Raw genomic sequence first — 23603 nt, 5'->3', positions numbered from 1 at the left:
AGGCTATCGGGGCGCCTCAGCCGAGGCGGAGGCCGGCCGACGCGACGGCGCGGAGGGCGACGTCGAGCACCGCCGCGCTGTGGTCGAGCCGCCGGTCGCGCTCGGCGAGATCGCGCTCGGCGATCATCCGCACGAAGGCCCGGAACTCCGCGGTCATCCGATGCGGGTCGTCGTCGAGGGCGATGCGCTCGCTCGTCCCGTCCCGCAGCTGCAGCTCGACGGCGGCGATCTCGTTGGGCGGTCCGTCGACGATCATGACGCCCTGCGTCCCCTGGATCTTCGTGCGCGAGGGGCCGGGCGAATCCTTCGCGGCGACGCAGACGGCCGTCAGGTCGGAATAGCCGAGGACGGCGACACCCGACGTGTCGACACCGCGTTCCATCCGGGGCGTGTAGACGACCGAGTCGGGGGCGCCCACGAGGCCGACGACCAGGTGCAGCGCGTAGATCCCGAGGTCCATGAGGGCGCCGCCGCCCGCCGACGGGTCGAAGGCGGGCGCGACGGCACCCTCCCGGAACGCGTCGTAGCGCGAGGAGTACTGCGAGTACTCGCACTGCACGAGCCGCAGATCGCCGAGGCGGCCGAGGTTCCGCCGCATCCACTCGACGTTCGCGAGGTACTGCGTGCTGATGGCCTCCACCAGGATCAGCCCGCGCTCCTCGGCGAGCGCGCGGAGCTCGGCGAGGTCCTCGGCGCGCAGCACGAAGGGCTTCTCGCAGACGACGTGTTTTCCGGAGAGCAGCGCCCGCCGCGCGACGTCGGCGTGCAGCACGTTCGGCACCGCGACCCACACGGTGTCGACGGCGGGGTCGGCGAGACAGGCGTCGAGGTCGGTGAAGACGGACGGGATGCCGTGGGTCGCCGCGGTCTGCTCGAGCTTCGCCCTGCTGCGCTCGGTGCCGACGATCGCGGCGAGGGTGACGCCCGGGATCTGCCGGGCGTGGGGCAGGAACTCAGCGACGATCTTGCCGGCGCCGACGACCGCGAGTCTCAGAGCGCCAGTCCGATCGCGAGCAGGACGACACCGAGGAGCGGCGCCGTCAGCTGGATCATCGCGGCGCGCGCCTTGGAGCGATCCGACAGCAGCAGCACGAGACCGGCAGCCACCATCGACCCGGCGCCGACGAAGACGAGGGTCGCGCCGATCGCGGTCGACCCGGTCGCAACGAAGACGATGCCGAGGAAGACGGCGATCGCGAGCAACAGGTTGTAGAAGCCCTGGTTGTAGGCGAACGGCTTCGTGACGTGCACGGTCTCGTCCGTCGTGCCGAAGGTGCGCCGCGCCGCTGCCCCCGACCATGCGATCGACTCCAGATAGAAGATGTAGACGTGGATGGCGGCGCCGAGCGCCGCGAACACCAAGCCGGCGATGATCATGCCGCCATCATCCCAGACGCACCGCGTCGCGCCAGAGCGACGCGACCTCGATCGGGTCGCTGATGCCGAGCGGGGCGCCCCCGGCATCCCGCGTGAAGGCGAGGAGCACCGGCGAACCGTCACGACCGCGGACCACCCGACCCGCATAGGCGGGGGCGGCGGCGATCAGCCGGGCGTCGTCGGGGCGCGCGTCGACCGGGACCTGTCCCGTCGGCATCGCCCAGACGCCCTCGACGCCGTCGGAGCGCGTGGCGCAGAACAGCGTGAGTTGCTCCTCCCCCACCTGAACCGTCTGCAGGACCTCGAGGTGGGGGAAGCGCGTCGACACCGCCCCGAGGTGCGGCTGAGCGGTCCAGGTGTCGAGGTCGGGCGACCAGGCGTGGCCGACGCCCCCCGAGCGGTCGTCCGCGCCCTTCGCGCGCAGAACCTGCGCCACAGCCCGTCGTCGCCGCGCACCACGGATCCCGTCCACGTCGCCGTACCGTCGGGGCTGCCCGCCCCTCCCGGACCGAGGACGACCCCGTGGTCGGTCCAGTTGCGCAGGTCCCGGGAGCTCGCGCGCGATGCGGGCGTGCCGGTGGCGCCGCTCGGGGTCGCCGAGGCTGCGCGGTGTGCGCAGATGGAACAGGTGGGCGGCCGGCGGCGATGCCGAACTGCACGTCTGGCCCGGCGGCGCGCACGCCTTCGACGCCCTGGCGCCCGATGCCCCCCTCAGCCGCGACGCCCGCCGCGCGAGGCTGCGCTGGTTGCAGCGTCTGCTCTCGCGCTGACGGGCGCCGCGGCGGCGACCCTCAGCGGTCAGGATGCCGGGACGAGCACCCGGTCGATCGTGTGGATGACACCGTTGGAGGCCTTGATGTCGATCGCGCGCAGCACGAGCTTGGGGTTCTTCAGCTCGGGCGTCTCATCGCGCAGGACGATGCCGCGCGGCTCGATCGTGCCGCCGTTCGCCATCTCGATCGAGCGCGAGAAGAGCACCTTGACCGGGGACAGCTTCTTGCCCGCGACCACGTGGTACAGCAGGATGTCGCTGATCTGATCCGCCGTGAAGGTCGACGTGATCGCCTCGAGGGCGGCCGCCTCGGATGCCGGCGCCGTGCCGGTCAGGTCGGTGACGAGGCGCAGGAAGGCCCGATCGTTCGGCGCGAACACCGTGTAGGTCGCGCCCGTGTCGGCGAGGGTGTCGGCGAGCCCGGTCGCGACGACGGCCTGGACCAGGATGTCGTAGTCGGACGCGTTGCCGTCGGGGGTGCCGCCGCCGGAGGCGTTCACGGCGACGTCGACGATGTTGCCGGCGGGCTTCGTCGCCTGGTGCGCCGACGCGGGCGAGGCGGTGAGCGCCAGCGCGCCCGTGACGACAGCGGCGAGGGCGATCCCGAACTTCTTGTTCATCATGCTGCTCCTTCGATGAGAAGAGTCGCACCCGGCGGACATGTCGGGCACCACTGTGTATTCCCGTCGAAGGGCCGCCGCGGATGCACCCGGCGAAAAAACATCTGCGCGCTACGGCGACAGCTCGGCTTCGAGCCTGTCGAGGAGGACCTCGAGGGCGGTCTCGAACTCCTCCTTGCTGTGGTCCTCGCTCAGGAGGGGGCGTAGTCGGCGCACCTGGGGCGCGTCGTCCAGGTCGTCCTCGCCCTGGCCCGAGAAGGAAGGCTCCCCCGTCCCGGACGCGGCCCCCGCCCCACCGACGTCGGCACCGCGGACGGCTGCCTCGAGAAGCAGCTGACCGAGGAGGAAGCTGCTGAAGCCGCGATAGGCACGGACGGCCTGCTCGTCGGAGAACCCGTGCGCCAGCAGGACGCGCAGAAGGATGTCGACGGCCTCGATGCTGCGCAGCGGCGGGCGCAACCACGGCGCGGCGGGGTGGCGGGTCGCGATGAGGGGGAAGGCGAGCGGATGCGTGATCGCGATCTCGCGCACGGCGTGGGCCACGTTCTGCAGGAACGTCTGCCAATGCTCCTCGGCCTCGCGCTCCATCACCTCGGTGAGCTCCGACGTCAGCAGGTCGACGACGCCTTCGAGGAGGTCCTCTTTGCCGTGGACGTGGCGGTACAGCGACATCGCTTCAACACCCAGGTGATTGCCCAGGGCGCGCATCGACAGTCCCGCGGGACCCGAGCGATCGACGAGCTCGAGCGCCGCGTCGACGATCCCTGCGCGACTCAGTCGCGGCGTCATCGCACGATCGGTCTGTCTGCTCATGAGGAGCCTCCACGCCGATCCTCCCCCTTTCTCGGCGGATCCGCATGCTTACAGCGTAAGCTTGCGCTGATGGGACGTTTGGCATTCGGCTCCGAGACGGTCACGCTCGATGACCGCCTCCTCGCTCACCTCGAAGTCGTGATGGTGACGAAACTGCGGCGCCGCGAGCCGTTCATCATCACGTGGACGGTCGACCCCAGCCTTGGAAGCGGCCGCGTCTCGCGCTGGGTGGGCGTCTCCACCAGTTGGGACGTGCGCTACCAGAGCCGTTCCAGCGGTCCGCTGAACCCCGCGTGGATCGAGAGCCTCATGGCCACCGCGAACTCCCCCGGCGGACTCCGCATCGTGCCGGAGCCCGACGAAGAGGGGCAGGTCGCCGGTCTCTGAGAGCCGGTGATCAGGCGCCCGCGACGCGGCGGGCGGCATCCCCCATCGCGTGGACGGCGTCGCGCAGGACCGGGCGCGGCGTCGCGAACACGATGCGGACGAAGTCCTCGTAGCCACGGCCGAGCAATGCGCCGTCGGTGAGGACGACTCCCGCCTTCTCGCGGAAGAAGGTCGCCGGCGATGTCGGCAGGTCGAGGCCGGACGCGTCGATCCACCCGATGTAGGTCGCCTGCGGCGGGGTGTACCGCGCGCCGGGGAGGTGCTCGGCGAGCAGTCGCCCGAGCTCGTGCCGCTCGGCATCCAGGTACGCGATCACCTCGTCGAGCCACGGCCGCCCGTCGCGGTAGGCGGCGATGGCCGCGACGACGCCGACGGTCGCCGCGCCGTGCTGCACCGCGAATCCGAAGCGGCGGTACGCGGCCTGGTCGGCGTCGTTCGAGGTGATGAGCTGCGCGGTCTTCACCCCGGCGAGGTTCCACGCCTTCGACGCGCTCGTGCCGGTGATCGTGTGGGCCGCCGTCGCCTCGGACAGAGACGCGTACGGCACGTGGGGCGCGCCGTCGTAGCGCAGCGGCGCGTGGATCTCGTCGGCGAACACCCGGCCGCCGTGCCGTTCGACGACCTCGGCGAGCGCGGTCAGCTCTGCGCGGGTCAGAACGGTGCCGGTCGGGTTGTGCGGGTTGCACAGCACGAGCGTCCGCGCCCCGGCGGCGAAGGCCGCGTCGATGCCGTCGAGGTCGTGCTGCCAGCGGCCGTCCACCACGACACCGGGTACCTCCACGACGGGGTGTCCGATGGTCGGCAGGTAGGTGAGGAAGGGCATGTACGCGGGGGTGGGCACGATGACCGCCGACCCCGCCGGCGCGTACTCGGTGATCGCGACGCCGAGGGCGGCCATGACGTCCGACACCGGGTGCACCCGCTCGGGGTCGACCTGCCACCCGTATTCCGTCCGCATCCATTCCGCCGTCGCGTGCCCGAGATCGGCGGCGAGCGGCGGGGACAGATAGCCGAGGATGCCGTCGGTCACCGCTCGCTGCAACGCCTCCGAGACCGGCGGAGCGATGCCGAAGTCCATCTCGGCCACCCACGCGCCGACGGACCCCGGGTGCAGGCTCCACTTGCGGCTCTCGGGACGATCGAACCGCGACCGATCGATCCGGTCGAACGGGTGGGATCCGATCGGGGGGATGACGCTCATCCCCCGACGATGCGGGGTGCGCGACGGCCATGCAAATCGGGTCGTAACACTCGGCATCCGAAACGCCGGAAGCCCCGGCGGGCCGGGGCTTCTCGTGGCGGAGACGGAGGGATTTGAAATCGCGCCGATGGCACCTGGACCCAGCTGAAACCGCATGATTCCGCGTGTTCTGAGGTCACAGACGTTCTCCTCGATCAGGTCAGCGCGGTTCGATTCGCGGCAGAAACGTGGCGGGTGTTCGGCGCGAAATCAGGTGGCTGCACCCCGCTCTTCAGTCATGCGAACTGTAGGCTACGCGGACGCAGCTACGACCATCATCTCGACGGCTTCGATCATGCCGTATCGGTCGCGCAACGTGTCCAGGATCTCCTCGACGGTGAGCGCTGCACCGTAGCGGCCGGAACGACTCGCGATCTCCCGCACCGCGGCGAGCGCATGTCTGGGGTTGAGCGCGACAGTGTTCTTCGCGAACTCCCTGGCGCTGAGCACCTGGATGCCCGGCGGAATCTTGGCTGCAGGGAAGTCCTTCAGGTTCTCGGTGACGATCGCTCCGGCTCCCGCGATGACGGCCGTAGCGACCACGTGCTCGTCATTCGGATCGGGAAGCCCGAAGGTACCTTCGAGCGGTTCCCAGCCTTCGACCTCCGCGTCGGCGAACTCTCGCCGCATCGCGGCGATGAGGGTTGCTGCGCGGCTGGCAGCCTCCGCTACGGGTATCCCCCGCTTCACGAGCTTGACTTCCTCGTGGAACTCGAGTTCGTCGAGGATCGCCGAGCTCCAGGTCGGTCGATACGCGCCCTCGACCGCGAGCGAAAGGAGGAAGTCGCGTTGCAGGCTCGGCCACAGCACGCTGGTGTCGAGGGTCGCCGTGAACACGACCCCATCCTGTCAGTCTGCGAGGTCAGAGTCGGGCTGCCCGCCTTGCGGCGACCGCCTTCCTCGCCGCTCTGAGGTCCTCGAGCGTCTGCTCGATGTTGTCTTCGTCGACGGCGTCGCGCGTGGCGGCGAGCATGTCGTACTGACGCTCCCGCCGGCGCTCTCGGTGCTCGAGCAGATCCGCGAGGAGAATGCGTCGGTGCGTTCCCGCCTTCTCGAATGGGATCTCACCCTCGTCGAGGAGCTTCACAATGGTCGGGCGGCTCACGTTCAGGAGATCCGCTGCCTGCTGGGTGGTGAGCCGTGTTGCCTGGGGTACAACTGACACAGCAAGCCCGCTCTGCATCGCGTCCACGATCTTGCGGAGAGCGAGGTAGACCTCTTCCGGAAGCTCGACCTGGTCGCCTGGACGCGCGCCCGCAAGGAAGTACCTTGGCTCGGGAAGAGCCCGGCCGGCGGCCTCATGGGCGGTGAGGAAGTCCAGCACAGGGGCAAGCTCGACTTCCCTGCTGGGAAGGTACGTCTCTTCAACGACGGCAGCGCGAGACACGGAAATCACCTCAATACACGTAAACGCAGGAGGTTGCGTTTGTTGCGATTACGGTAGCACGCGTCGCTGACAGGCCAATAGGAGCGCGCTGGGGCAACGATCAGATGCCTCGTCAGGACACCCCGAGCCGTTCGAGCGCGTAACTCCACGGGAGGCGCTCCTGCTCGAGGCGTATGTTGCCCTCCGCGCTCAGCGACTGAAGAGTCGCGCGCTCATCAGGCTTGAGCAGCTCGAACACGCCGACGTTCGGATCCGGATCGGTCCCCCACAGATCACGGTGAGCGAACAGAGTATCCATATCCATCAACGCCGACGTTGCGTCCACACCCCTGGCTCGAAGTCGGTTGAGTATGGCGAATCCGTGCGAGTCGAGATCGCCCCAGTAGGTGACCGTCTGCGCCCACGGGAGGCGGGCGACGAGATCGACGCGGTGACCACCACCGTGCACTGCTACAGCTCGGGGCACATCCGGCATCGCGAGCAGGGTAGCGAGGTTCTCGAACACGAACACGCGCTCGGGTCGGATCGTGCTTGCCGCAAGGTCGTCGACGGGCGCCGACACATCGGTGAGCCCCTGGAACGAGAGCGACGGATCGAGAGCACGGATCCGTATGAGCGGTGACGGCTCGCGAAGGCCCAGTCCGGGTGCTCCGGTTCCCGCCCGATGCAACGCCTCGACGAGTCCGCGGCGAGATTCGATCCATTTGGTGTGGATGCCGCGGATCGGCAGTTCCCGCACCAGGTGGCCCGATTCCGGGTTCTCGCGCAACCAGGCCAGCACATGGACGAGCCTGTCGAAATCGGCGCCATCGAGATCGCTGATCGCGCGGCCATGGGCGCGGAGCACACCGCTGGCGTCGGAACCGGCCAGGCCCCTCAACTCGTCAAGTCGCGCCATCAGACGTCGCCAACCCTCCGCCTCGCCCGCCGCTCGAGCGATCGAATCCGAACCGCGCAGCACCGCGCGAACGGGGACTTCCTGCGACCCGATGCGTGACCAATGGCGGACAACCCACTCGAGCTCGATACCCGAATCCTCGCTCACACCGCGCCAGGCGTCGACCCACCGTCGAACCAGATTGAGATCGTCCAGCGCCTCCCGCTCCGTTGGCGGGCGTAGCGGAACGTCGAGCACGACATCGGTCTGCTGCTCGGCGGCCCAGGTGCGTGCATCGCGGTCGAAGAGCTTCTTCGCCCGCGCGCGCAGGTCAGACGGTGTGACAAGCGTGGTCACACGCGCGACTCCGCGTGCGGCGGGGTGGCGACCTCAGGTTCACCGACCGAGAACACCACGTTCGCCAGCCGTGAGGCGTCGCGGTCGGGGTTCGATACCGACGTGATCGCACCCACGTACGGCTCGAGCGTCTGCAGCAGCTTCTGCGGTGTCGCGAGGATCATGTGGAATCCGAACTCGCGGAACACCTCCATCGCGTTGCGCGTGTATCGGCTGTCAGCCTTGTCGAACGCCTCATCGAGCACGATCGACCCGAACCTCGGAACCTCGTCCTCTTCTTCAGTCAGCTGGTACCGCAGCGCTGCCGCGAGGCAGAAGATGACGAGCTTCTGTCGCTGACCACCCGACAAGCCCTCTGCGGAGTCATACACCCGCACAACGCGGCCGGCGACGTCCTTCTCCCGCGCGAGGAAGCTCACGTGAAGCCTCGTGTCGAGCACCCGGTTGCGCCAATCGATGTCGACGCGGTCCTTGGATCCGAGTCGACCGATTACGCGCTGCAGCACGGCGAATCGTTGCTCGGCACCGGCGGCCGACTCGTCGGCCCAGTTGCCTTCAACGATGCGACGGAGGTCCGTGAGGAACTCGTCGACCTCCGGGGTCCGCGTCGTCTTCACATCGATCTCGAGGAAGCGGTCCGCTCCCTCGAACGGGGACCGCCCCAGGGATGCGTTGACGGGGAGGATTCGCTCACGGATGAGACCCGGGGCGTCGCGGAGGTCGCTGAGCAAGTGTGCGACGACGTCCTGCGATCGTTCCCGCAACAGCTTGCGGAACTCGGACTCCTTCTCGGGCAGGCCGCGGGCGATGATGCCTTCGCGCAGTTCCCGGTAGCCGTAGCGGTCGCGGATGTCAGCAGTCAGCTCTGCGGATGCAGCGGGCCACCCGAGCCGAAACTCGGCGGCGCGCCCGGCGAAGCTGGCCTCAGCATCCGCTGCGCGGCTGGCCGAGGCGTCCTTCTCCTTCGAGAGTGCCGACTGCACCTTTCGCGCGACTTCGTCCACCGTCTCCAGGCTCACGGAGCGTCGCTCGGCTCGGAACCGGCCTTCGAGGGCGTCGGCGATCCGCTCCTCGACCGGTGCATATGGGGTGGCCTCGAGTTCGGCGACGTGTGCCGCGATGCTTTCGACGTGACTGCGGGCGACAGCGTGGGCTCCGAGCGCCCGTGCGTGCTTCGCGTTTGTTTCGTCCAGTCGCCGGGTCGCTCGCTCCGCGGCCTCCTGTGCTTCGCGGAGAGTCCCCGACTCGCTGGTGAGCACCCGGAGATCGTCGCGCTGGGCCGCGGTGACCGCCATCGCAGTTGCGAGGTCCACTTGGTCCCAGCTGAACGTCGATACGCGTGTGAAGACGTCGCGCCGACTGACCGCGTCCTGACGAAACGAGTCGGCCTCGGCGTCGCGGGCGGATGCTTCCTCCATCGCCGCCATCGCGTCCCGCCGACGCTCAAGCAATGCCTCGAGCCGCGCATGGGTGTCGCCGCCCAGCACCCATCGAGTGGCATCACCGACCTCGTGACGGTCGTCCTTCTCATACCTGCGTGAGTTGCGCTTGACCAGGCCGCCGATCGTGACGCCACGCTCGACGTCATCAAGCTCGTCGGGGTGCGAAACGCAGGCGTAGTCGAACTCGGAGGCCATGCGCTTGCGGACGTAGGACGCGAAGGGCCCATCGCTCACCGCGAGGCGATGAACGAGCGAGCGGGCATCCTTGGGGCGACGCGGCTCGTCGACGGCGTGCGGGACCGCTTCGATGACGAGCCGGACACCGAGTGTCCGCGAGTCGGCTGCCCGACGTGCGGCGACAAGATGTTCGTCCCGCACGAGGAGCGTCGACGCAAATGGAGCGAGCACTCGCTCTGCCGCGCCGCGCCAGGCGGAGTGCTGCTCGGCGACCGAGATCAGCTCGCTCGCAAAGGGGAATGTCGATGCCGGCACACCGACAGCGTCCGCGAGGAATCGTCGTGCGCTCAGAAGCTTCTCGTCGAGGTTGCTCCGGTGATCTCTCAGCGCCTGTATCTGCCTGGTGACTTCGTCCAGCGCCTTACGCGCCTGACTCGCGGCGTCACGGACCTCATACGACACAGCGGGGATGTCGCGTGCAACCTCGGTGACGGCCGCGGCAAGGAGCTCCGCAAACTGCCCGGGGTCTTCGGGCATTGGTGCGCCGATGCGCATCAGCTCTGCGGTCAACTGAGCTCGATATTGCCTAGTGACGTCCTCGGCACGCTGCGCACTGTCGATCCGCTCCTGCAGAAGCTCGACGCGCGCGCCGCCCTCGTCCCGGACCCGCGCCTTCGCGGTTTCCAGCGCCTCTGCCGCCAACCGCTGCTCTCGCGCGGCGTCGCTCAGGTCGCTCTCGGCGCGCGCCAGCGCGGCGCGTGCGGGGCCCGCGGCTTCCTTCGCGAGCCGCAACTTGAGTCCCGCTGTGAAGGGCTCGACCCCCTCGTGCAGATCGGAGATCGCCGCCATCTCAGCGCCGGCCAAGTCGAACGCGGTGATCGCCTCGTCGACCTTGCGGAGCGCATCAGCCTGCTTCCTCAGGTCGACCACGTGCTTGTGCGCGGCATCGAGCTCCGTGAACTGCTCAACGGCGGTCTCGGCCCGCGCAAAGGTCCCTGGCTGGTCGAGCATGAACCCGCGGAACAACGCGTCGAGGGTGCCGAGGTTCTTCGCTGATTGTGTCTTGTGGAGAAGCTGAAGCGTCGCATCTCCGCGGAAGCCGAGCTGACGGATGATCCGCTCGTGAAAGCGTCCGTGTCTCCCGCCGGTGGTGATCAGCGCGTCGGGGAAGGCCTTCGACATGCGACGCGCGTCAATTCCGCCTTCGACGTGCGGCTTCACGTCGAGAAGCTTCACGTGACCGCGGGTGAAGATCCGTGCGTCCTTCAACGCGGTCGGTTCGGTGCGCGTGCCCGGTGCGTGGAACACTCGCAGCAGGACGACCGGTTCATCGCGGAGATTCTCGTAGCGCAGCAGGATGCCGCTCCAGGTTGCCTTCGAGCGCAGGTAGGTCGTGGTGGCCCGATCGGCAGTCTCGTCAGCTTCCTTGCTCCAGGCGCCACGCACATAGCTCATCAGCGTCCGATCGCTCTGCCGGGAAGGACCATCCTGAGCCGCCGCGTTGAGGCGCAGCCACCTGTCGGGGGTGAGGACGGCGGCAATCGCGTCGAGTAGCGACGACTTGCCCGATCCGGATGCGCCGGTGAACAGGTGGCCAGCGCGCGCGACATCCACGGAGACGTGGCCGGCGAACGTGCCCCAGTTGACGAGTTCGATTTGGGCGAGTCGCCACTGGCCGGGCCTGGTCGGATCGACCTCCGGCTCGTCGGTGGGGAAGCTCAGCATCGTCATTCTGTGTCATCCTCGGCATCCGTCGACGGGGCAGCAGATTCTCCTCCGCCCTCTCGGGCGATCCGGTGGTACTCCGATGTGATCGCGCGGATCTGGTCGGCATCGACGAGCAGTCGGAGCACGGGCGAAATCTCGGCACGGTCATCGCCAACGGCGTGCAACACGCGGAGCTTGTTCTGCATCTTGTTCCACGACGAGTTGACGCGGCTCGCGAAGTCCTTCTCATCACGGTCCGGGGTGCGGAACACGGCGAGCTGCTCGAACACCTCCGCCTGCCCGACGATCACCCGACCGCGACCCTCCTCGCTCAGCAGCGTCTGGCGCAAGACAAGCAGCATTGCGGTGTCGAGGAACGTCAACGCCTCAGACCGCACTGCCTTCGGGGCGTCCTCGGACGGAGCGTTGCGGACGAAGGCGAACTCGTTGTCCCGATCGATGACCAATTCGAGGAACAAATCGGCGAGCCGGGAGCGGAGGACAGCCTCGTCGGTGAGCAGCACCGCCCACAGCTGCGCCTCGCGCGCTCCGGAAAGATACGGGCCACGCACCAGACGCAGCAAGACGCGCCTCGTGCGATCAGGGAGTTCGCCGGCGTCGCCACGCCAGAGGCCTCCGTCCTCGTCGGGGGCGACATCCGCCGTGGTCGACTCGGTCATGCCACCGCTCCTGTGAATCGGTGCGCGGCCACAATCGCCGCACGTGGAACTCCGTCGGCGCCCTGCCAAGCGAGTACCTCGGGCTCATCGTCAACGGTGCCCTGCTCGGCGGCGATCGAGAGAAGTCCGATCACGCTGCCGACCCCCTGCGTCGCGGGGTATCGAGCAAGGACATCTGCGACGGTGCACGAGGGCACCTCGGCGAGCAGGTCGTTGACGTTCCGGGTGAGTTCGTCGAAGTCGATCTCGGTTTCGCGAGCGATCGCCCGCAGCTCCTCGAGGCTCGCGAGGGATGTCGTCTGCGTGACGATCTCTTCGGTGGCGGCGAATTCGGCGGGGTCGTGAATGTCGATCGCCCCGACGCTCGACAGCGCAACGGCCGAGAGATCCAGCGTGAGAAACGTCGGATGCCACGGACGCGTGTGTGCGGCGGCTTGCACCCCCGCGTGCTGAGCCTCCCGCAGAAGAGTCCGCAGGACCCGGTCGCGCTGGTAGTCCTGCGACTGCACGTAGCGGCGGAGCGCCCGGGCGAACAATGTGATGACATCGTGGATCTCCGCGCTTCGTCCCTTGAGCGTTGCGAGGAAGGCGCGCAGTGCCCGGCGCTCATCCGAGGTGAGATCACGAGCGAATCTGCGGTCGAGGATGCGACGGATGTCGGCCTCGAATGCGGCACCGAGTGCAGGGTCGAGCACGAGCTGGGAGAAGGCAGCGAAACTGCGGCCTGCATCCGAGTCGGAGATGTGGTCGATTCCGCGGAAGACTTCGTCGACGACTGACGCCTGAGAAACATCGGACTCGACGATCTTCGCCCTCAGCGACGCATTCAGCGTCTCGAACTCGGCACGCACCCGAGCAAAGTCGTCCGGCACGTCCGCCGCCTGCGCCAGCACGTCGCGAACGCGCTCGAGCGCCCGGTCTTCATCGATCGCGGACTCGTCACCGGAACGCAGGCTCTCGATCCGCCGCTCAATCGACTCGATCTCTTCCTCGAGTAGCGCGATGCGCGCTGACACGTCAGGATCGGTGTCGATCGCGAGGCGACGGACCTGCGCCGCAAGACTCGCAAGCCGAGACTCGGTCACACTCGAACGCGGGGCGGCACGCCCCTGCAAGAAGCGGATCCCGGCGATCGCATCCGGGGAAAGCTCGAGCGTCTCACCCCGCGCTTCCGATGACGGCCGACGCACCAGGAAGCCGGCCGATCGCCACTCCCCGCAGTACCCCTTCGCAGTCAGCGGCAAGATCAGCCCCTGCGCACGGAGCCGCTCGAGGTCGGCATCGATCCGCTCGTACAGCTCCTCAGCGTCGACTCGGCGCTCGTCTCCGCCCAGGTGGGTGCCGAGAAGACCGGCGACCACGGGTGCGCTGTCGGCTCGAAGCAGCTTCCACGCCGCATCGCGCTCCGCAAGCTGGGCGAGCTCGAGAACCTGGGCGACGGCGGGCACGCGTCCATTCTGAAGGAACACACCGACATCCGTTGACGCGGCGGCGGCGGATAGCTCGGGCTGAGTCACCCGATGAGGTAGACCATCCCGCGACCGTCCGTCGCGAGCGCCTCGACGAATTCCTGTGCCCGCGTGAGGTAGTCGAGAACGTAGCGGAGCTCGTCGTGCCGGCTTCGCCAAGTGCGCGCCCACGTTCGCGCCTGGTCCTCGTCGATCGCACAGAGGTCGTCCCGAATCGCTGGCACCTCCTCCGGGAGGATCGTCCTCACCCACGGGTCCCAGCCCATGACGTGCATCGTCACGTTCCCTTCGAACATCCGGTAGCACGAGCCGGCGGCGGGACTTCCGGGCCCCGAGCGCGTGAGGGACTGCAATGCGGACCATGCCTTGTCGAGATAGAGCATGTCGCGCTTCGGTGAGACCTGCTCGAACGTCGCGACGCTCACGCTCGCGTGCGGCTCCAGGCCCCACGCGTCAGCGAGCGGGTCGCTGGAGAGGATGCTGTGCGGGTCATCGACCGCCTGCTGAGCAAGGTCGGCATCAAAGGCGTAGGCGTAGTAGCGGATTCCCATGCGGCCAGCATCCCGATGGAGGCGCAGCCACGATCACCGCATCCGACGCCGTGGGGAGAACGCGCCCAAATCCGCCGCTGTGGAGGAACGGAGGCCTTCGCATGGCCCCGCCCCTGGAGACCGAGGGATATGCGCTCGCGGTCTCGCGGGCAGCGGCACTGAACCTTCGCCCGGTCCAGCCGCAACCGAGCAGGTTGATGAGCGGGAACTCATGATCGAGCTCAGATCGCCCAGAACGGAACGCTTCGCCGACGTGGCAGAATGGCGGATTTCGTGGCAGATGCGAAATAAACAGCCGTTGATCTGGGATTTTTCGGCGGAGACGGAGGGATTTGAACCCTCGGTCCCCTAAAGGGGACTCCACCTTAGCAGGGTGGTGCACTAGGCCTGACTATGCGACGTCTCCAGGCATCCGGCCGCCGACGGCGCGGATGCACCACGCAAGCATAACCGCTCTGCGGCGCCTCACCGAACCGGGGCTCAGCGCTGCGCGACGGTGCAGGTGACCTCGTTGGCCGACTGGCCCGTGATCTCGCCCGGCAGGTCGACTGTGCCCTCCTCGCCCGCCGGCGGGGTCGCCGTGGCCCCGGGGCTCCCGCTCGGGTCGGGCGTCGCGGATCCGGTCGGATCGGGTGTCGCGTTCGGGTCGTCGGCCTCGCCGACGACCTCGACGCCGTTGCCGCCGCTCGCGGCACCGGTCACGCGGATCGGCTTGTTCTCGGCCAGAGCCGTGAAGAGTACGTCGGCAGCCGACGTGACCGGCAGCACGCGGGCACCACCGGGGGCGTAGTACGTCGGATACTGCACGAAGACGATGTCCTTGTACGGGACGTCGGCGACGGCCATCGCGATCTGCACCATCCGCTGCGGGTTGGTGAGCGACTCGCTGAGGACCAGCTGCTTCTCGTTCACCTGACGCAGCGCGGTGTTGGCGAGGTTCAGCAGCGCGGGGTAGTTCGAGAGCACCTCGCCCGACTGCAGCTTGCGCACGAGCGAGCTCATGAACTGCTGCTGGTTCGAGATGCGGCCGAGGTCGGACCCGTCGCCGATGCCGTGACGGATGCGGAGGAACTGCAGCGCCTCGGCGCCCACGAGCGTCTGGTTGCCCTTCTTGAGGTCGAGACCCGTGTGCCGATCCTTGATGTCGTCGCTGAGGCAGACGTCGACACCGCCGATCGCGTCGGACATGTTGATGACGCCCGTCCAGCGGATCGCCGCGGCGAACTGGATGTCGATCCCCGTCAGCTCCTCGACGGTTGCGACCGAGCAGCCGAGGCCCCCGTAGCTGTACGACGTGTTGATCATCTGCGCGCTCATCGCAGGGGACGTCGTGCCGTCGGGCGAGGTGCACGACGGGATCGGCACGATCATGTCGCGCGGGAACGACACGACGGTCACGCGGCGGGGCGCGTCGCTGATGTGCACGAGCATCGTCACGTCGTTGCGCTCGCCGCCGTCGTCGTCCGCGCAGCGCGGGAAGAGCGTGAGGTCCTGACCCTCGCACGAGTCGGTGCCGACGACGAGCATGTTGACGCCGCCCTCGATCTCGCCGATGTGCGGCGGCAGGGCGGCGTCGTCGCCGATCGCCACACCGTTCTCGTCGAGGCTGCGCGCGGCATCCCACACGTAGAACCCGCCGATGGCGACCGTGCTGACCAGCGCGACGGCGAGGACGGCCGCGAGGATCGTGAAGACCTGGCGCAGCGGATGCGGCGACGTCAGCGCTCCGTGACGGGCGACGGGTTGACGGCGGAACTTCGTCGCCTTCGCGTCGTGCCTTGCGCTCACGGATCACCTTTCGGACAGTGCGGAGGGTGTGGGATTCGAACCCACGGGACATTGCTGCCCACCGGTTTTCAAGACCGGATCCTTCGGCCGCTCGGACAACCCTCCCGACCGCGCAGACAGCCCCGGTCGAACAGGCCGAGTCTAGCCGACCCCAGAACCCGTCCATTCTCGCGGCAGCGCCTGTGGGCGGCCTGAACGAGGCCGGTCAGAGGGCCTTCAGCACCGCCGTGACCCCGCCCTCGGTGACGGATGCCGTGAGCTCCGACGCCTCGGAGGTCACCTCATCGGGCCCCTGGCCCATGGCGATCGCCCGTCCGCCGTTCGCGCGCGCCCATCGGAACATCCCGATGTCGTTGCGTCCGTCGCCGATGACGACGACGTGGGCGGGGTCGATGCCCAGCCAGTCGCGCACCTTCTCGAGACCGGTCGCCTTGTCGACGCCCTGCGGCGCGATGTCGAGCCACGCCGACCAGCCCACCGCGTACGAGACCTCGTTCAGGCCGATCCGCGACACGAGGTCGACGAAGTCCTGATCGGTGCCCTCTTCCGACACCACGACGACGCGCGACACCGGCTGCGCGGAGAGGTCCTCGAATGGGACGCGGTCGGCGCGCGACACGTTCCACTCGTCCATGTCGTCGGTGTAGAGGCGACGCCCGTCGGGCAGTTCGACCATGTACCGCGCCGAGGGGAGGTGGTCGCGCAGGAGGGTCAGCACCTCGGACGCGTCGAACTGCTCGGTGTGGAACCGCTCGTACTCGCGGGTGCCGGCTGGGCCGGTGCGCCGCAGGATCACCGCGCCGTTCGAGCACACGACGTATTCGGGGGTGAGCGCCAGCCCTTCGAGGATGTGGCGCGTCCCCTCCCACGAGCGACCCGTCGCGAGCATGACCTCGTGCCCGGCCCGCTGCGCGTCGGCGATCGCGTCCACGACACCGGGACTGTAGCTCTCGTCCTCGAGCAGGATCGTGCCGTCGACGTCGAGCGCGATGAGCAGTCGCTCGCGCGGGAGCTCGGCGGCATCCGTCGCGATCTCGTCGACCACCTCGGCGGCATCGTCGGGCGAGACGGCACGGACCTCGCCGGTCGCGGGGGCTCCCTCGGGACTCACGCGATCGGCTCCGCCACCTCGAGGCCGCCCAGGTACGGGCGCAGGACCTCGGGGATGACGACCGAGCCGTCTTCGTGCTGGTGCGTCTCGAGCAGGGCGACGATCCAGCGGGTCGTCGCGAGTGTGCCGTTCAGCGTCGCGACGGGAGCCGTGCGGCCGCCCTCGGGGCGGTACCGGATGTCGAGGCGGCGGGCCTGGTAGGTGGTGCAGTTCGACGTCGACGTGAGCTCGCGGTACGCGCCCTGCGTCGGGACCCAGGCCTCGACATCGTACTTGCGCGCGGCGGACGACCCCAGGTCGCCGGCGGCCACGTCGATCACGCGGTACGCGAGACCGAGGTCCTGCAGCATGCGCTCCTGCATCTCGACGAGGCGCAGGTGCTCGGCCTCGGCGTCGTCAGGCGTCGTGTAGACGAACATCTCCAGCTTGTTGAACTGGTGCAGGCGGATGATGCCGCGGGTGTCCTTGCCGTACGAGCCGGCCTCGCGGCGGTAGCACGTCGACCAGCCGGCGTAGCGCTTCGCGCCCGCCTCGAGGTCGAGGATCTCGTCCATGTGGTAGCCGGCGAGCGGGACCTCGCTCGTACCGACGAGGTACAGGTCATCGTCGTCGAGGTGGTAGACCTCGTCCGCGTGCTGGCCGAGGAAGCCGGTGCCGCGCATGACCTCGGCGCGGACGAGGGTCGGCGGGATCATGGGGATGAAGCCGGCCTCGAGCGCCCGCTGCATCCCGAGGTTCGTGAGGGCGAGCTCGAGTCGGGCACCGATCCCGGTGAGGAAGGTGAACCGCGCGCCCGAGACCTTCGCCCCGCGCTCGGTGTCGATCGCCCCGAGCATCTCGCCCAGGGCGAGGTGGTCGCGGGGTTCGAAGTCGAACGTCGCGGGCTCGCCGTGCGTGCGCAGCGTGATGAAGTCGTCCTCGCCACCGGCGGGCACGCCGTCGATGACGATGTTCTCGATGCGCGCGAGGGCCGCCGAGGCGGCCTCCTCGGCCACGGTGACCGCCTGCTGGGCGGCCTTGACGCGCTCGCTGAGGTCCTTCGCCTCGGCGACGAGCGCCGCCTTCTCGTCCTTCGGCGCCTTCGCGACGCGTTTGCCGTGCGCGTTCTGCTCGGCGCGGAGCTCCTCGAAGGCCGTGATCGCCGCGCGCCGCCCGCGGTCCGCGGCCAGGGCGGCGTCGACGGTGTCGGGCGACTCGCCGCGGGCTTCCTGCGAGCGCTTCACGAGGGCCGGGTCGTCACGGAGGAGGGCGAGATCGATCACCCGTCGAGTCTAGTCGCGGGCCTCCCGGCCCCCTCCCCTGGTGCGGATCGCGCAGCCGCGCAAGGGGCCCCGGGAGACGGATGCCGGGCCCTATCCTGTACGCATGGCGACCGACCCCGGCACGACGCACGGCTCCGACGACGCGCACGACCCGGCTGCTGTCGCCGAACCCGACGGCGTCATCCGCGAGCCCGACGACATCGCGCCCGACACGAAGGACGGCGAGACGGGCGAGGCCCGCCGGGTCGACCGCAGCGGATCGACCGAACCTATGCCCGACGAGGACGGCCGGCCGAGCCCGAAGGCCGCCCTCGTCTACAACCCCATCAAGGTCGACGGCGACGCGCTGCGCGAGCAGGTCGCGACCGCCGCGAAGGCGGCCGGCTGGTCCGAGCCCCTCTTCTACGAGACCACCATCGACGACCTCGGCGACGACGTCGCCCGCCAGGCCCTGAACGAAGGGGTGGGTGCCGTCCTCGTCGCCGGCGGCGACGGCACCGTCCGCGCCGTGAGCGAGGCGATGACGGGCTCGCCCGTCCCCCTCACGATCGTGCCGAGTGGCACCGGCAACCTGCTGGCCCGCAACCTCCGGCTCCCGCTCGACGACCCGGCGGCGATGATCGCCGCCACCTTCGACGGCGACACCCTCGCGATCGACGTGGGCCTCGCGCAGCTGCGTCGTCCCGACGGCGAGACCGCCGAGCACGCGTTCGTCGTCATGGGCGGGATGGGGCTCGACGCCGCGATGATCGCCAACACGAACAGCGACCTGAAGAAGAAGGTCGGCTGGGTCGCCTACGTCGACGGCGCCGCCCGGTCGATCGCCCAGGCCAAGCCGTTCCCGGTCGTCTACCAGGTGCCGGGTCACCGCATCCACCGGGCCGACGTGCAGAGTGTGCTCTTCGCCAACTGCGGGTCGCTCCAGGCGGGGCTCGAGCTGATCCCCGAGGCATCCATCACCGACGGCGAACTCGACGTCGCGATCCTGCAGCCGCGCTCCGCGTTCGGCTGGCTGCTCGTCTGGCGGCGCCTCGCGTGGGACAACAGCGTGCTGCGCAAGTTCCGCACCGGACGCAAGATCCTCTCGCTCCGCACCGCCGACAACTCCGTGCGCTACTCGCGCGGCAAGGGCATCGACCTCGCCGCCGAGGAGGCACACCCCGTACAGCTCGACGGCGACGAGTTCGGCGAGGCGACCCGCATCGCCGTCCGCGTCATCGCCGGCGGACTCACCCTCGCGATCCCGCGCGGGCACTCCGTCGAGGCCGTCTGAGGGATTCCGCGCCGGATTGCAAGGGGCGGCGCCGGCCTCGTCGGGTGACGAGGATGAGGGGATGCCGTCCCCTTCGATCGTCTGGTTCCGCGACGACCTGCGCCTCGCCGACCACCCCGCCCTGCGCGCGGCCGTGGACCGCGGCGAGCCCGTCATCGGTCTCTACGTCCTCGACGAGGAGTCCGAGGGCATCCGCCCGCTCGGCGGGGCGGCCCGGTGGTGGCTGCACCACTCGCTCGCCTCGCTCGCCGAACGGCTCGCGGAGCGCGGTTCGCGGCTGATCCTGCGCCGCGGACCCGCCGCCCGGGTCGTCCGCGACGTGGCCGACGACACCGGCGCGGGCGCCGTGTTCTGGAACCGGCGCTACGGCGGGCCGGAGCGTGAGATCGACGCGCAGCTGAAGGCGGGCCTGCGGGAGGGCGGCGTCGAGGTCGCGTCGTTCGCGGCATCCGTCCTCTTCGAGCCGTGGACCATCCAGACGGGATCGGGGAAGCACTTCTCGGTCTACAGCCCGTTCTGGCGGGCGTGCCTCGCGCAGCCCGCTCCGCGCGCGCCGCTGCCCGAACCGCGGGAGGTGAGCGGACCCTCGCGCTACCCCGCGTCGGACGACCTCGACGACTGGCAGCTGCTGCCGACCGCACCGGACTGGGCGCAGGGCCTGCGCGACACGTGGGAGCCGGGCGAGCCGGCGGCCCGCCGCCGCCTGCGCGAGTTCCTCGACGAGGACCTCGGCCACTACGGCGACGCCCGCGACCGGCCCGCCGCCGGGGCGACCTCGATGCTCTCGCCGCGCCTGCGGTGGGGCGAGCTGAGTCCGCACACCGTCTGGCACGCCGCGGTCGAGGCCACCGGCGCCTCGCAGTTCCTGTCGGAGATCGGCTGGCGCGAGTTCGCCTGGCACACCCTGTACCACTTCCCCGAACTCGCGACGAAAAACCTCCGGCGGGAGTTCGACGCGTTCCCCTGGCCGCGCGTGAAGCCGTCCGCACTCGAGGCCTGGCAGAAGGGGCGCACCGGCTACGCGATGGTGGATGCCGGGATGCGCGAGCTCTGGGAGACCGGCTACATGCACAACCGCGTGCGGATGATCACGGCATCCTTCGTCATCAAGAACCTGATGATCGACTGGCGCCGCGGCGAGGAGTGGTTCTGGGACTGCCTCGTCGACGCCGACGGGGCGAGCAACCCGTTCAACTGGCAGTGGGTCGCCGGGTCGGGCGCCGACGCCGCACCGTACTTCCGCGTCTTCAACCCGGAGCTGCAGGCCGACAAGTTCGACAAGAACCGCGAGTACGTCGGGCGGTGGGCTCCGGAGTACCGGGATGCCGACGGACAGCCGCCCCTGCCGATCGTCGACCTGAAGGCGACCCGGCAGAACGCGCTCGACGCCTACGAGAAGGTCAAGCAGGCCTCGCGCGAGTCCTGACCGAACGCGACCGCGCCGCGGATCGGAGCCCGGAGGCCCGACCCGCGGCGCGGATGCGTGGTGTCAGCGAGGTGCGGAAGGCGGCGGCGCTCTCGTCGCAGTGGCACAGCGCGTTGTGGCATCCGAACTCGTTCGAGACGTGCCACAGCGCGATCGCCGGGTGCGAGCCGTACCGAGCGGCGACGGCGTCGACGAGGGCGAGGGCGGCCTCGCGGTAGACGGGTGAGCTCGGACACCATGCCTGACGACCGCCGGGGTAGCGGCGGGTGCCGTCGTCGACGACGGGGAGGATCTCGGGGTGCGCCGTCGTCAGCCACGCGGGCGTCGACGCGGTGCCGGTGCCGAGGTTCACCCGGATGCCGGCGGCGTGCAGACGCTCGACGATGTCGTCCAGGCGAGCGAAGTCGTACTGCCCCGCGCGCGGCTCGAGGTGGGCCCAGCCGAAGATGTTGATCGCGACGAGGTCGACGCCGGCGTCGCGCATGAGCGCGATGTCCTCGTCCCAGACGTCCGGCGTCCACTGTTCGGGGTTGTAGTCGCAACCGAACGCGATGCCGTCGTGCTCGAAGGGGCGGGCGGGGACCGACATGTTCTCCTCTGGATCCTGTGAACGTGCACAGGTCCGAGCGGTGTTCCTCCGCGTTGAGGATCTGTGAACGTGTACAGAGTAGGTCGGACGTCGCTGGCTGTCAAACACTGATCCAGAACCTCTGTGCGCGGTGTGTGCGTGCACATACGATGAACGCGTGAGCAGCGATCGCACGGATGTCATGGGCCGCCGCCGTCGCGCGACCGTCAAGGACGTGGCCACGGAAGCCGGCGTCTCGCGGGGCACCGTCAGCCGGGTGCTCAACGGGCAGCCTTACGTCTCGGACGAGGCACGCGAGGCCATCGAGGCAGCCATCGCCAAGGTCGGCTTCGTCCCGAACCGCGCTGCCCGGAGCCTCGTCATGCAGAGCTCGCAGGCGATCGGCCTCATCGTCCACGAGCCGCACTCGCTCTTCGTCGAGGACCCCAACATCGGCTCGATCCTCCTCGGCGCCAATGCCGCCCTGTCGGAGGCGGACTACCAACTGACGTTCATGATCGCCGACACGACCCGCGACATCGAGCGCCTCGCCCGCTATCTGAGCGGAGGCCTCATCGACGGTGTCATCATCGTCTCGGCCCGCGTCGGCGACCCCATCACCCGCGCCGTCGCCGACCTCGGCCTGCCCGCCGCGTTCGTCGGACACCCGCGCGACATCGGCGACGCCGCCTTCGTCGCCATCGACAACCGCGGCGCGGCGCGCGAGATCACGAACCGGCTCGCCGCGACGGGGCGCCGCCGGATCGGCATGATCGCCTCCGCTCTCGACCGCGACTCGGGATCGGACCGCCTCGCGGGATTCGTCGACGCCCTCGGGTCTCGGTTCGAACCGAGCCTCGTCGAATCCGTGCCGCTGTACTCGTACTCCGACGGGCAGGCCGGGATGCGGGCGCTCCTCGAGCGCGCGCCCGACATCGACGGCGTCTTCGCCTCGAGCGACGCCGTCGCCGCCGGGGCGATGGACGTCCTCCAGGCCGCGGGTCGGCGCATCCCCGAGGACATCGGCATCGTCGGCTTCGACGACAGCTCGTGGGCGCTGCGCTGCGATCCGCCCCTGTCGACCGTGCACCAGCCCGCCGATGAGCTCGGCCGCGCCGCCGCCGAGTCGGTCCTCCGTCAACTCCGCGGCGAGGATCCCGATGCCGGCGGCACGGTCCTCCCCTGCCCCGTCGTCTGGCGCGACTCGGCCTGATCGGCCTCGGCACGGAATGCCGGGAGACCCGCGCCGGTTGCAGCCCAGGATATGAGCATTGCGACCCCGGCCCTCTCCGTTCTCGACCTCGTCCCCGTCCGCACGGGGCAGACCAGCAGCCAGGCGATCGCCGCCTCGCTCTCCCTCGCGCAGCGCGCCGACGAGCTCGGCTACCGGCGCTACTGGTTCGCGGAGCACCACAACATGCCGGCCGTCGCCTCGACCACTCCCCCGGTGCTGATCGCCGCCGCGGCGGCGCGGACCCGCCGCATCCGTGTCGGCTCCGGCGGCGTCATGCTGCCCAACCACTCCCCGCTCGTCGTGGCCGAGCAGTTCGCCGCCCTCGAAGCCCTCGCCCCCGGTCGCATCGACCTCGGCATCGGCCGCGCCCCCGGCTCGGACCCCGTCATCACGCAGCTGCTGCGCCAGTCGGGGACCACAAGCGACGTCGAGCGGTTCCCGAACCACGTCACCGACATCCGTTCCCTCGTCTCGGCCGAGGGAGCGACGCTGCGGTTCACCTCGGGCGGCACGTACGACGTGCGGGCGACGCCCGCGTCGACCAGCACCCCCGAGGTGTGGCTGCTCGGCTCGAGCGACTACTCGGCCCAGCTCGCCGCGGGGATGGGCCTGCCGTACGTGTTCGCGAACCACTTCTCGGGCGACGGTCTCGAGCGGGCGCTCGACCTCTACCGCGGGCAGTTCCAGCCGTCCGAGACGCTCGCCGAGCCCCGCACCTTCGTCACGGCCAACGCCGTCGTCGCCGACACCGACGCGCAGGCCCGCGCCGCCGCGCTGCCGCAGGCGCGCATGATGGCGCGTCTGCGCGGCGGCAAGCCCCTCACGGCGCTCGAGACCGTCGAGCAGGCCGCGGCGGCGGAGGCCTCGGACGGGCTCGCCGCCCCCGTGTTCGACGCGATGATGTCGCGCTGGTTCGTCGGGACCGGACCCGAGGTCCGCAGCCGGCTCGCGGAGTTCGCCGCCCGCCACGGCGTCGACGAGGTCATGGTGTCGCCCGTGTCCGCCGCGACCGAGGACGAGCCGATGGATGCCGCGCCCTCGCGCCTCCGCACGCTCGAGCTGCTCGCGGCCTGAGGCGCGTGCCG

General features: G+C 69.5%; 22 protein-coding genes, 2 tRNA genes and 1 pseudogene. 6 read left to right on the top strand and 19 right to left on the bottom strand.

Going from position 1 to position 23603, the window contains the following annotated elements; genetic code table 11:
• Positions 1 to 16: 16 nt before the first annotated feature.
• Genes Q9S36_RS11500 through Q9S36_RS11490 form a run of 3 tightly spaced genes read right to left on the bottom strand, consistent with a single transcriptional unit; the run spans position 17 to position 1813 of the window.
• Positions 17 to 994 (bottom strand): Gfo/Idh/MocA family oxidoreductase, encoded by a 978-nt coding sequence (locus Q9S36_RS11500; RefSeq protein ID WP_311285569.1) that lies wholly within the window; start codon positions 992 to 994, stop codon positions 17 to 19.
• Positions 991 to 1377 carry a DUF1304 domain-containing protein gene (locus tag Q9S36_RS11495; RefSeq protein ID WP_311285259.1) on the bottom strand — a complete coding sequence of 129 codons (387 nt, stop codon included), beginning with the start codon at positions 1375 to 1377 and terminating at the stop codon, positions 991 to 993. Before Q9S36_RS11495 ends, Q9S36_RS11500 begins: the two co-directional genes overlap by 4 nt.
• A gap of 7 nt (positions 1378 to 1384) precedes the next feature.
• On the bottom strand, positions 1385 to 1813 hold the full coding sequence (locus Q9S36_RS11490) for a hypothetical protein (protein WP_311285258.1): 429 nt from the start codon (positions 1811 to 1813) through the stop codon (positions 1385 to 1387).
• A 175-nt stretch (positions 1814 to 1988) separates the two neighbouring features.
• Here Q9S36_RS11490 and Q9S36_RS11485 point away from each other — a divergent pair, with 175 nt between their 5' ends.
• Positions 1989 to 2147, top strand: coding sequence for a hypothetical protein (locus Q9S36_RS11485; RefSeq protein ID WP_311285257.1), 159 nt, complete (start codon positions 1989 to 1991; stop codon positions 2145 to 2147).
• 28 nt (positions 2148 to 2175) lie between these two features.
• Here Q9S36_RS11485 and Q9S36_RS11480 read toward each other — a convergent pair whose 3' ends face one another.
• Both Q9S36_RS11480 and Q9S36_RS11475 read right to left on the bottom strand, forming a co-directional pair.
• The gene (locus Q9S36_RS11480) at positions 2176 to 2769 is read right to left on the bottom strand and encodes a fasciclin domain-containing protein (protein ID WP_311285256.1); all 594 of its coding nucleotides are present in this window, start codon (positions 2767 to 2769) and stop codon (positions 2176 to 2178) included.
• Positions 2770 to 2880: 111 nt separating this feature from the next.
• Entirely contained in the window at positions 2881 to 3582 is a 702-nt protein-coding gene (locus Q9S36_RS11475) for a TetR/AcrR family transcriptional regulator C-terminal domain-containing protein (RefSeq protein WP_064003786.1), read from the bottom strand.
• Between the two features lie 69 nt (positions 3583 to 3651).
• On the opposite strand from Q9S36_RS11475, the gene Q9S36_RS11470 reads away from it, so the two are divergent.
• A complete protein-coding gene (locus Q9S36_RS11470; protein WP_311285255.1) occupies positions 3652 to 3969 on the top strand; it encodes a hypothetical protein in 318 nt (105 codons plus the stop codon).
• 10 nt (positions 3970 to 3979) lie between these two features.
• Here the strand turns inward: Q9S36_RS11470 and Q9S36_RS11465 are convergent, their stop codons facing one another.
• From Q9S36_RS11465 to serS, 13 genes are all read right to left on the bottom strand, one after another.
• Positions 3980 to 5170 (bottom strand): aminotransferase class I/II-fold pyridoxal phosphate-dependent enzyme, encoded by a 1191-nt coding sequence (locus Q9S36_RS11465; RefSeq protein ID WP_311285254.1) that lies wholly within the window; start codon positions 5168 to 5170, stop codon positions 3980 to 3982.
• Positions 5171 to 5461: 291 nt separating this feature from the next.
• Positions 5462 to 6046, bottom strand: coding sequence for a PIN domain-containing protein (locus Q9S36_RS11460; protein WP_311285253.1), 585 nt, complete (start codon positions 6044 to 6046; stop codon positions 5462 to 5464).
• Positions 6047 to 6071: 25 nt separating this feature from the next.
• Positions 6072 to 6596, bottom strand: coding sequence for a helix-turn-helix domain-containing protein (locus Q9S36_RS11455; protein WP_311285252.1), 525 nt, complete (start codon positions 6594 to 6596; stop codon positions 6072 to 6074).
• Positions 6597 to 6708: 112 nt separating this feature from the next.
• Complete coding sequence (locus Q9S36_RS11450) at positions 6709 to 7830, bottom strand: DUF3322 domain-containing protein (RefSeq protein WP_311285251.1); 1122 nt, start codon at positions 7828 to 7830, stop codon at positions 6709 to 6711.
• Entirely contained in the window at positions 7827 to 11180 is a 3354-nt protein-coding gene (locus Q9S36_RS11445) for an SbcC/MukB-like Walker B domain-containing protein (RefSeq protein ID WP_311285250.1), read from the bottom strand. Before Q9S36_RS11445 ends, Q9S36_RS11450 begins: the two co-directional genes overlap by 4 nt.
• Positions 11177 to 11836: a DUF4194 domain-containing protein gene (locus Q9S36_RS11440; RefSeq protein ID WP_005052813.1), complete on the bottom strand. Its 660-nt coding sequence runs from the start codon at positions 11834 to 11836 to the stop codon at positions 11177 to 11179. The genes Q9S36_RS11445 and Q9S36_RS11440 overlap by 4 nt, the downstream gene beginning before the upstream one ends.
• Positions 11833 to 13284, bottom strand: coding sequence for a DUF3375 domain-containing protein (locus tag Q9S36_RS11435; RefSeq protein ID WP_311285249.1), 1452 nt, complete (start codon positions 13282 to 13284; stop codon positions 11833 to 11835). The genes Q9S36_RS11440 and Q9S36_RS11435 overlap by 4 nt, the downstream gene beginning before the upstream one ends.
• Before the next feature lie 65 nt (positions 13285 to 13349).
• Complete coding sequence (locus Q9S36_RS11430; RefSeq protein WP_311285248.1) at positions 13350 to 13856, bottom strand: DUF1877 family protein; 507 nt, start codon at positions 13854 to 13856, stop codon at positions 13350 to 13352.
• 317 nt (positions 13857 to 14173) lie between these two features.
• Positions 14174 to 14262 (bottom strand) — tRNA-Ser (locus tag Q9S36_RS11425).
• Between the two features lie 74 nt (positions 14263 to 14336).
• Positions 14337 to 15644 (bottom strand): LCP family protein, encoded by a 1308-nt coding sequence (locus tag Q9S36_RS11420; protein WP_311285247.1) that lies wholly within the window; start codon positions 15642 to 15644, stop codon positions 14337 to 14339.
• A gap of 20 nt (positions 15645 to 15664) precedes the next feature.
• Positions 15665 to 15749, bottom strand: a tRNA-Ser gene (locus Q9S36_RS11415).
• A 100-nt stretch (positions 15750 to 15849) separates the two neighbouring features.
• Entirely contained in the window at positions 15850 to 16755 is a 906-nt protein-coding gene (locus tag Q9S36_RS11410) for an HAD-IIB family hydrolase (RefSeq protein WP_311285246.1), read from the bottom strand.
• Positions 16752 to 18017, bottom strand: coding sequence for a serine--tRNA ligase (serS, locus tag Q9S36_RS11405; protein ID WP_311285245.1), 1266 nt, complete (start codon positions 18015 to 18017; stop codon positions 16752 to 16754). The genes Q9S36_RS11410 and serS overlap by 4 nt, the downstream gene beginning before the upstream one ends.
• A 103-nt stretch (positions 18018 to 18120) precedes the next feature.
• On the opposite strand from serS, the gene Q9S36_RS11400 reads away from it, so the two are divergent.
• Together Q9S36_RS11400 and Q9S36_RS11395 are read left to right on the top strand one after the other, a co-directional pair.
• Positions 18121 to 19290, top strand: a complete 1170-nt coding sequence (locus Q9S36_RS11400) for a diacylglycerol kinase family protein (protein WP_311285244.1) — start codon at positions 18121 to 18123, stop codon at positions 19288 to 19290.
• Positions 19291 to 19351: 61 nt separating this feature from the next.
• Positions 19352 to 20716 carry a deoxyribodipyrimidine photo-lyase gene (locus Q9S36_RS11395; protein WP_311285243.1) on the top strand — a complete coding sequence of 455 codons (1365 nt, stop codon included), beginning with the start codon at positions 19352 to 19354 and terminating at the stop codon, positions 20714 to 20716.
• 55 nt (positions 20717 to 20771) lie between these two features.
• Here Q9S36_RS11395 and Q9S36_RS11390 read toward each other — a convergent pair.
• Positions 20772 to 21305 (bottom strand): annotated as a pseudogene (locus tag Q9S36_RS11390) (beta-galactosidase); the annotation flags it as partial.
• A 157-nt stretch (positions 21306 to 21462) separates the two neighbouring features.
• On the opposite strand from Q9S36_RS11390, the gene Q9S36_RS11385 reads away from it, so the two are divergent.
• Both Q9S36_RS11385 and Q9S36_RS11380 read left to right on the top strand, forming a co-directional pair.
• The gene (locus tag Q9S36_RS11385; RefSeq protein ID WP_311285242.1) at positions 21463 to 22497 is read left to right on the top strand and encodes a LacI family DNA-binding transcriptional regulator; all 1035 of its coding nucleotides are present in this window, start codon (positions 21463 to 21465) and stop codon (positions 22495 to 22497) included.
• Positions 22498 to 22548: 51 nt separating this feature from the next.
• The gene (locus tag Q9S36_RS11380; RefSeq protein ID WP_311285241.1) at positions 22549 to 23592 is read left to right on the top strand and encodes an LLM class flavin-dependent oxidoreductase; all 1044 of its coding nucleotides are present in this window, start codon (positions 22549 to 22551) and stop codon (positions 23590 to 23592) included.
• Positions 23593 to 23603 lie beyond the last annotated feature (11 nt).

This window comes from Microbacterium sp. ARD31, from assembly GCF_031844425.1.
The sequence above is the reverse complement of the archived record's forward strand: the minus strand, read 5'-3'. Positions and strand labels throughout refer to the sequence as shown.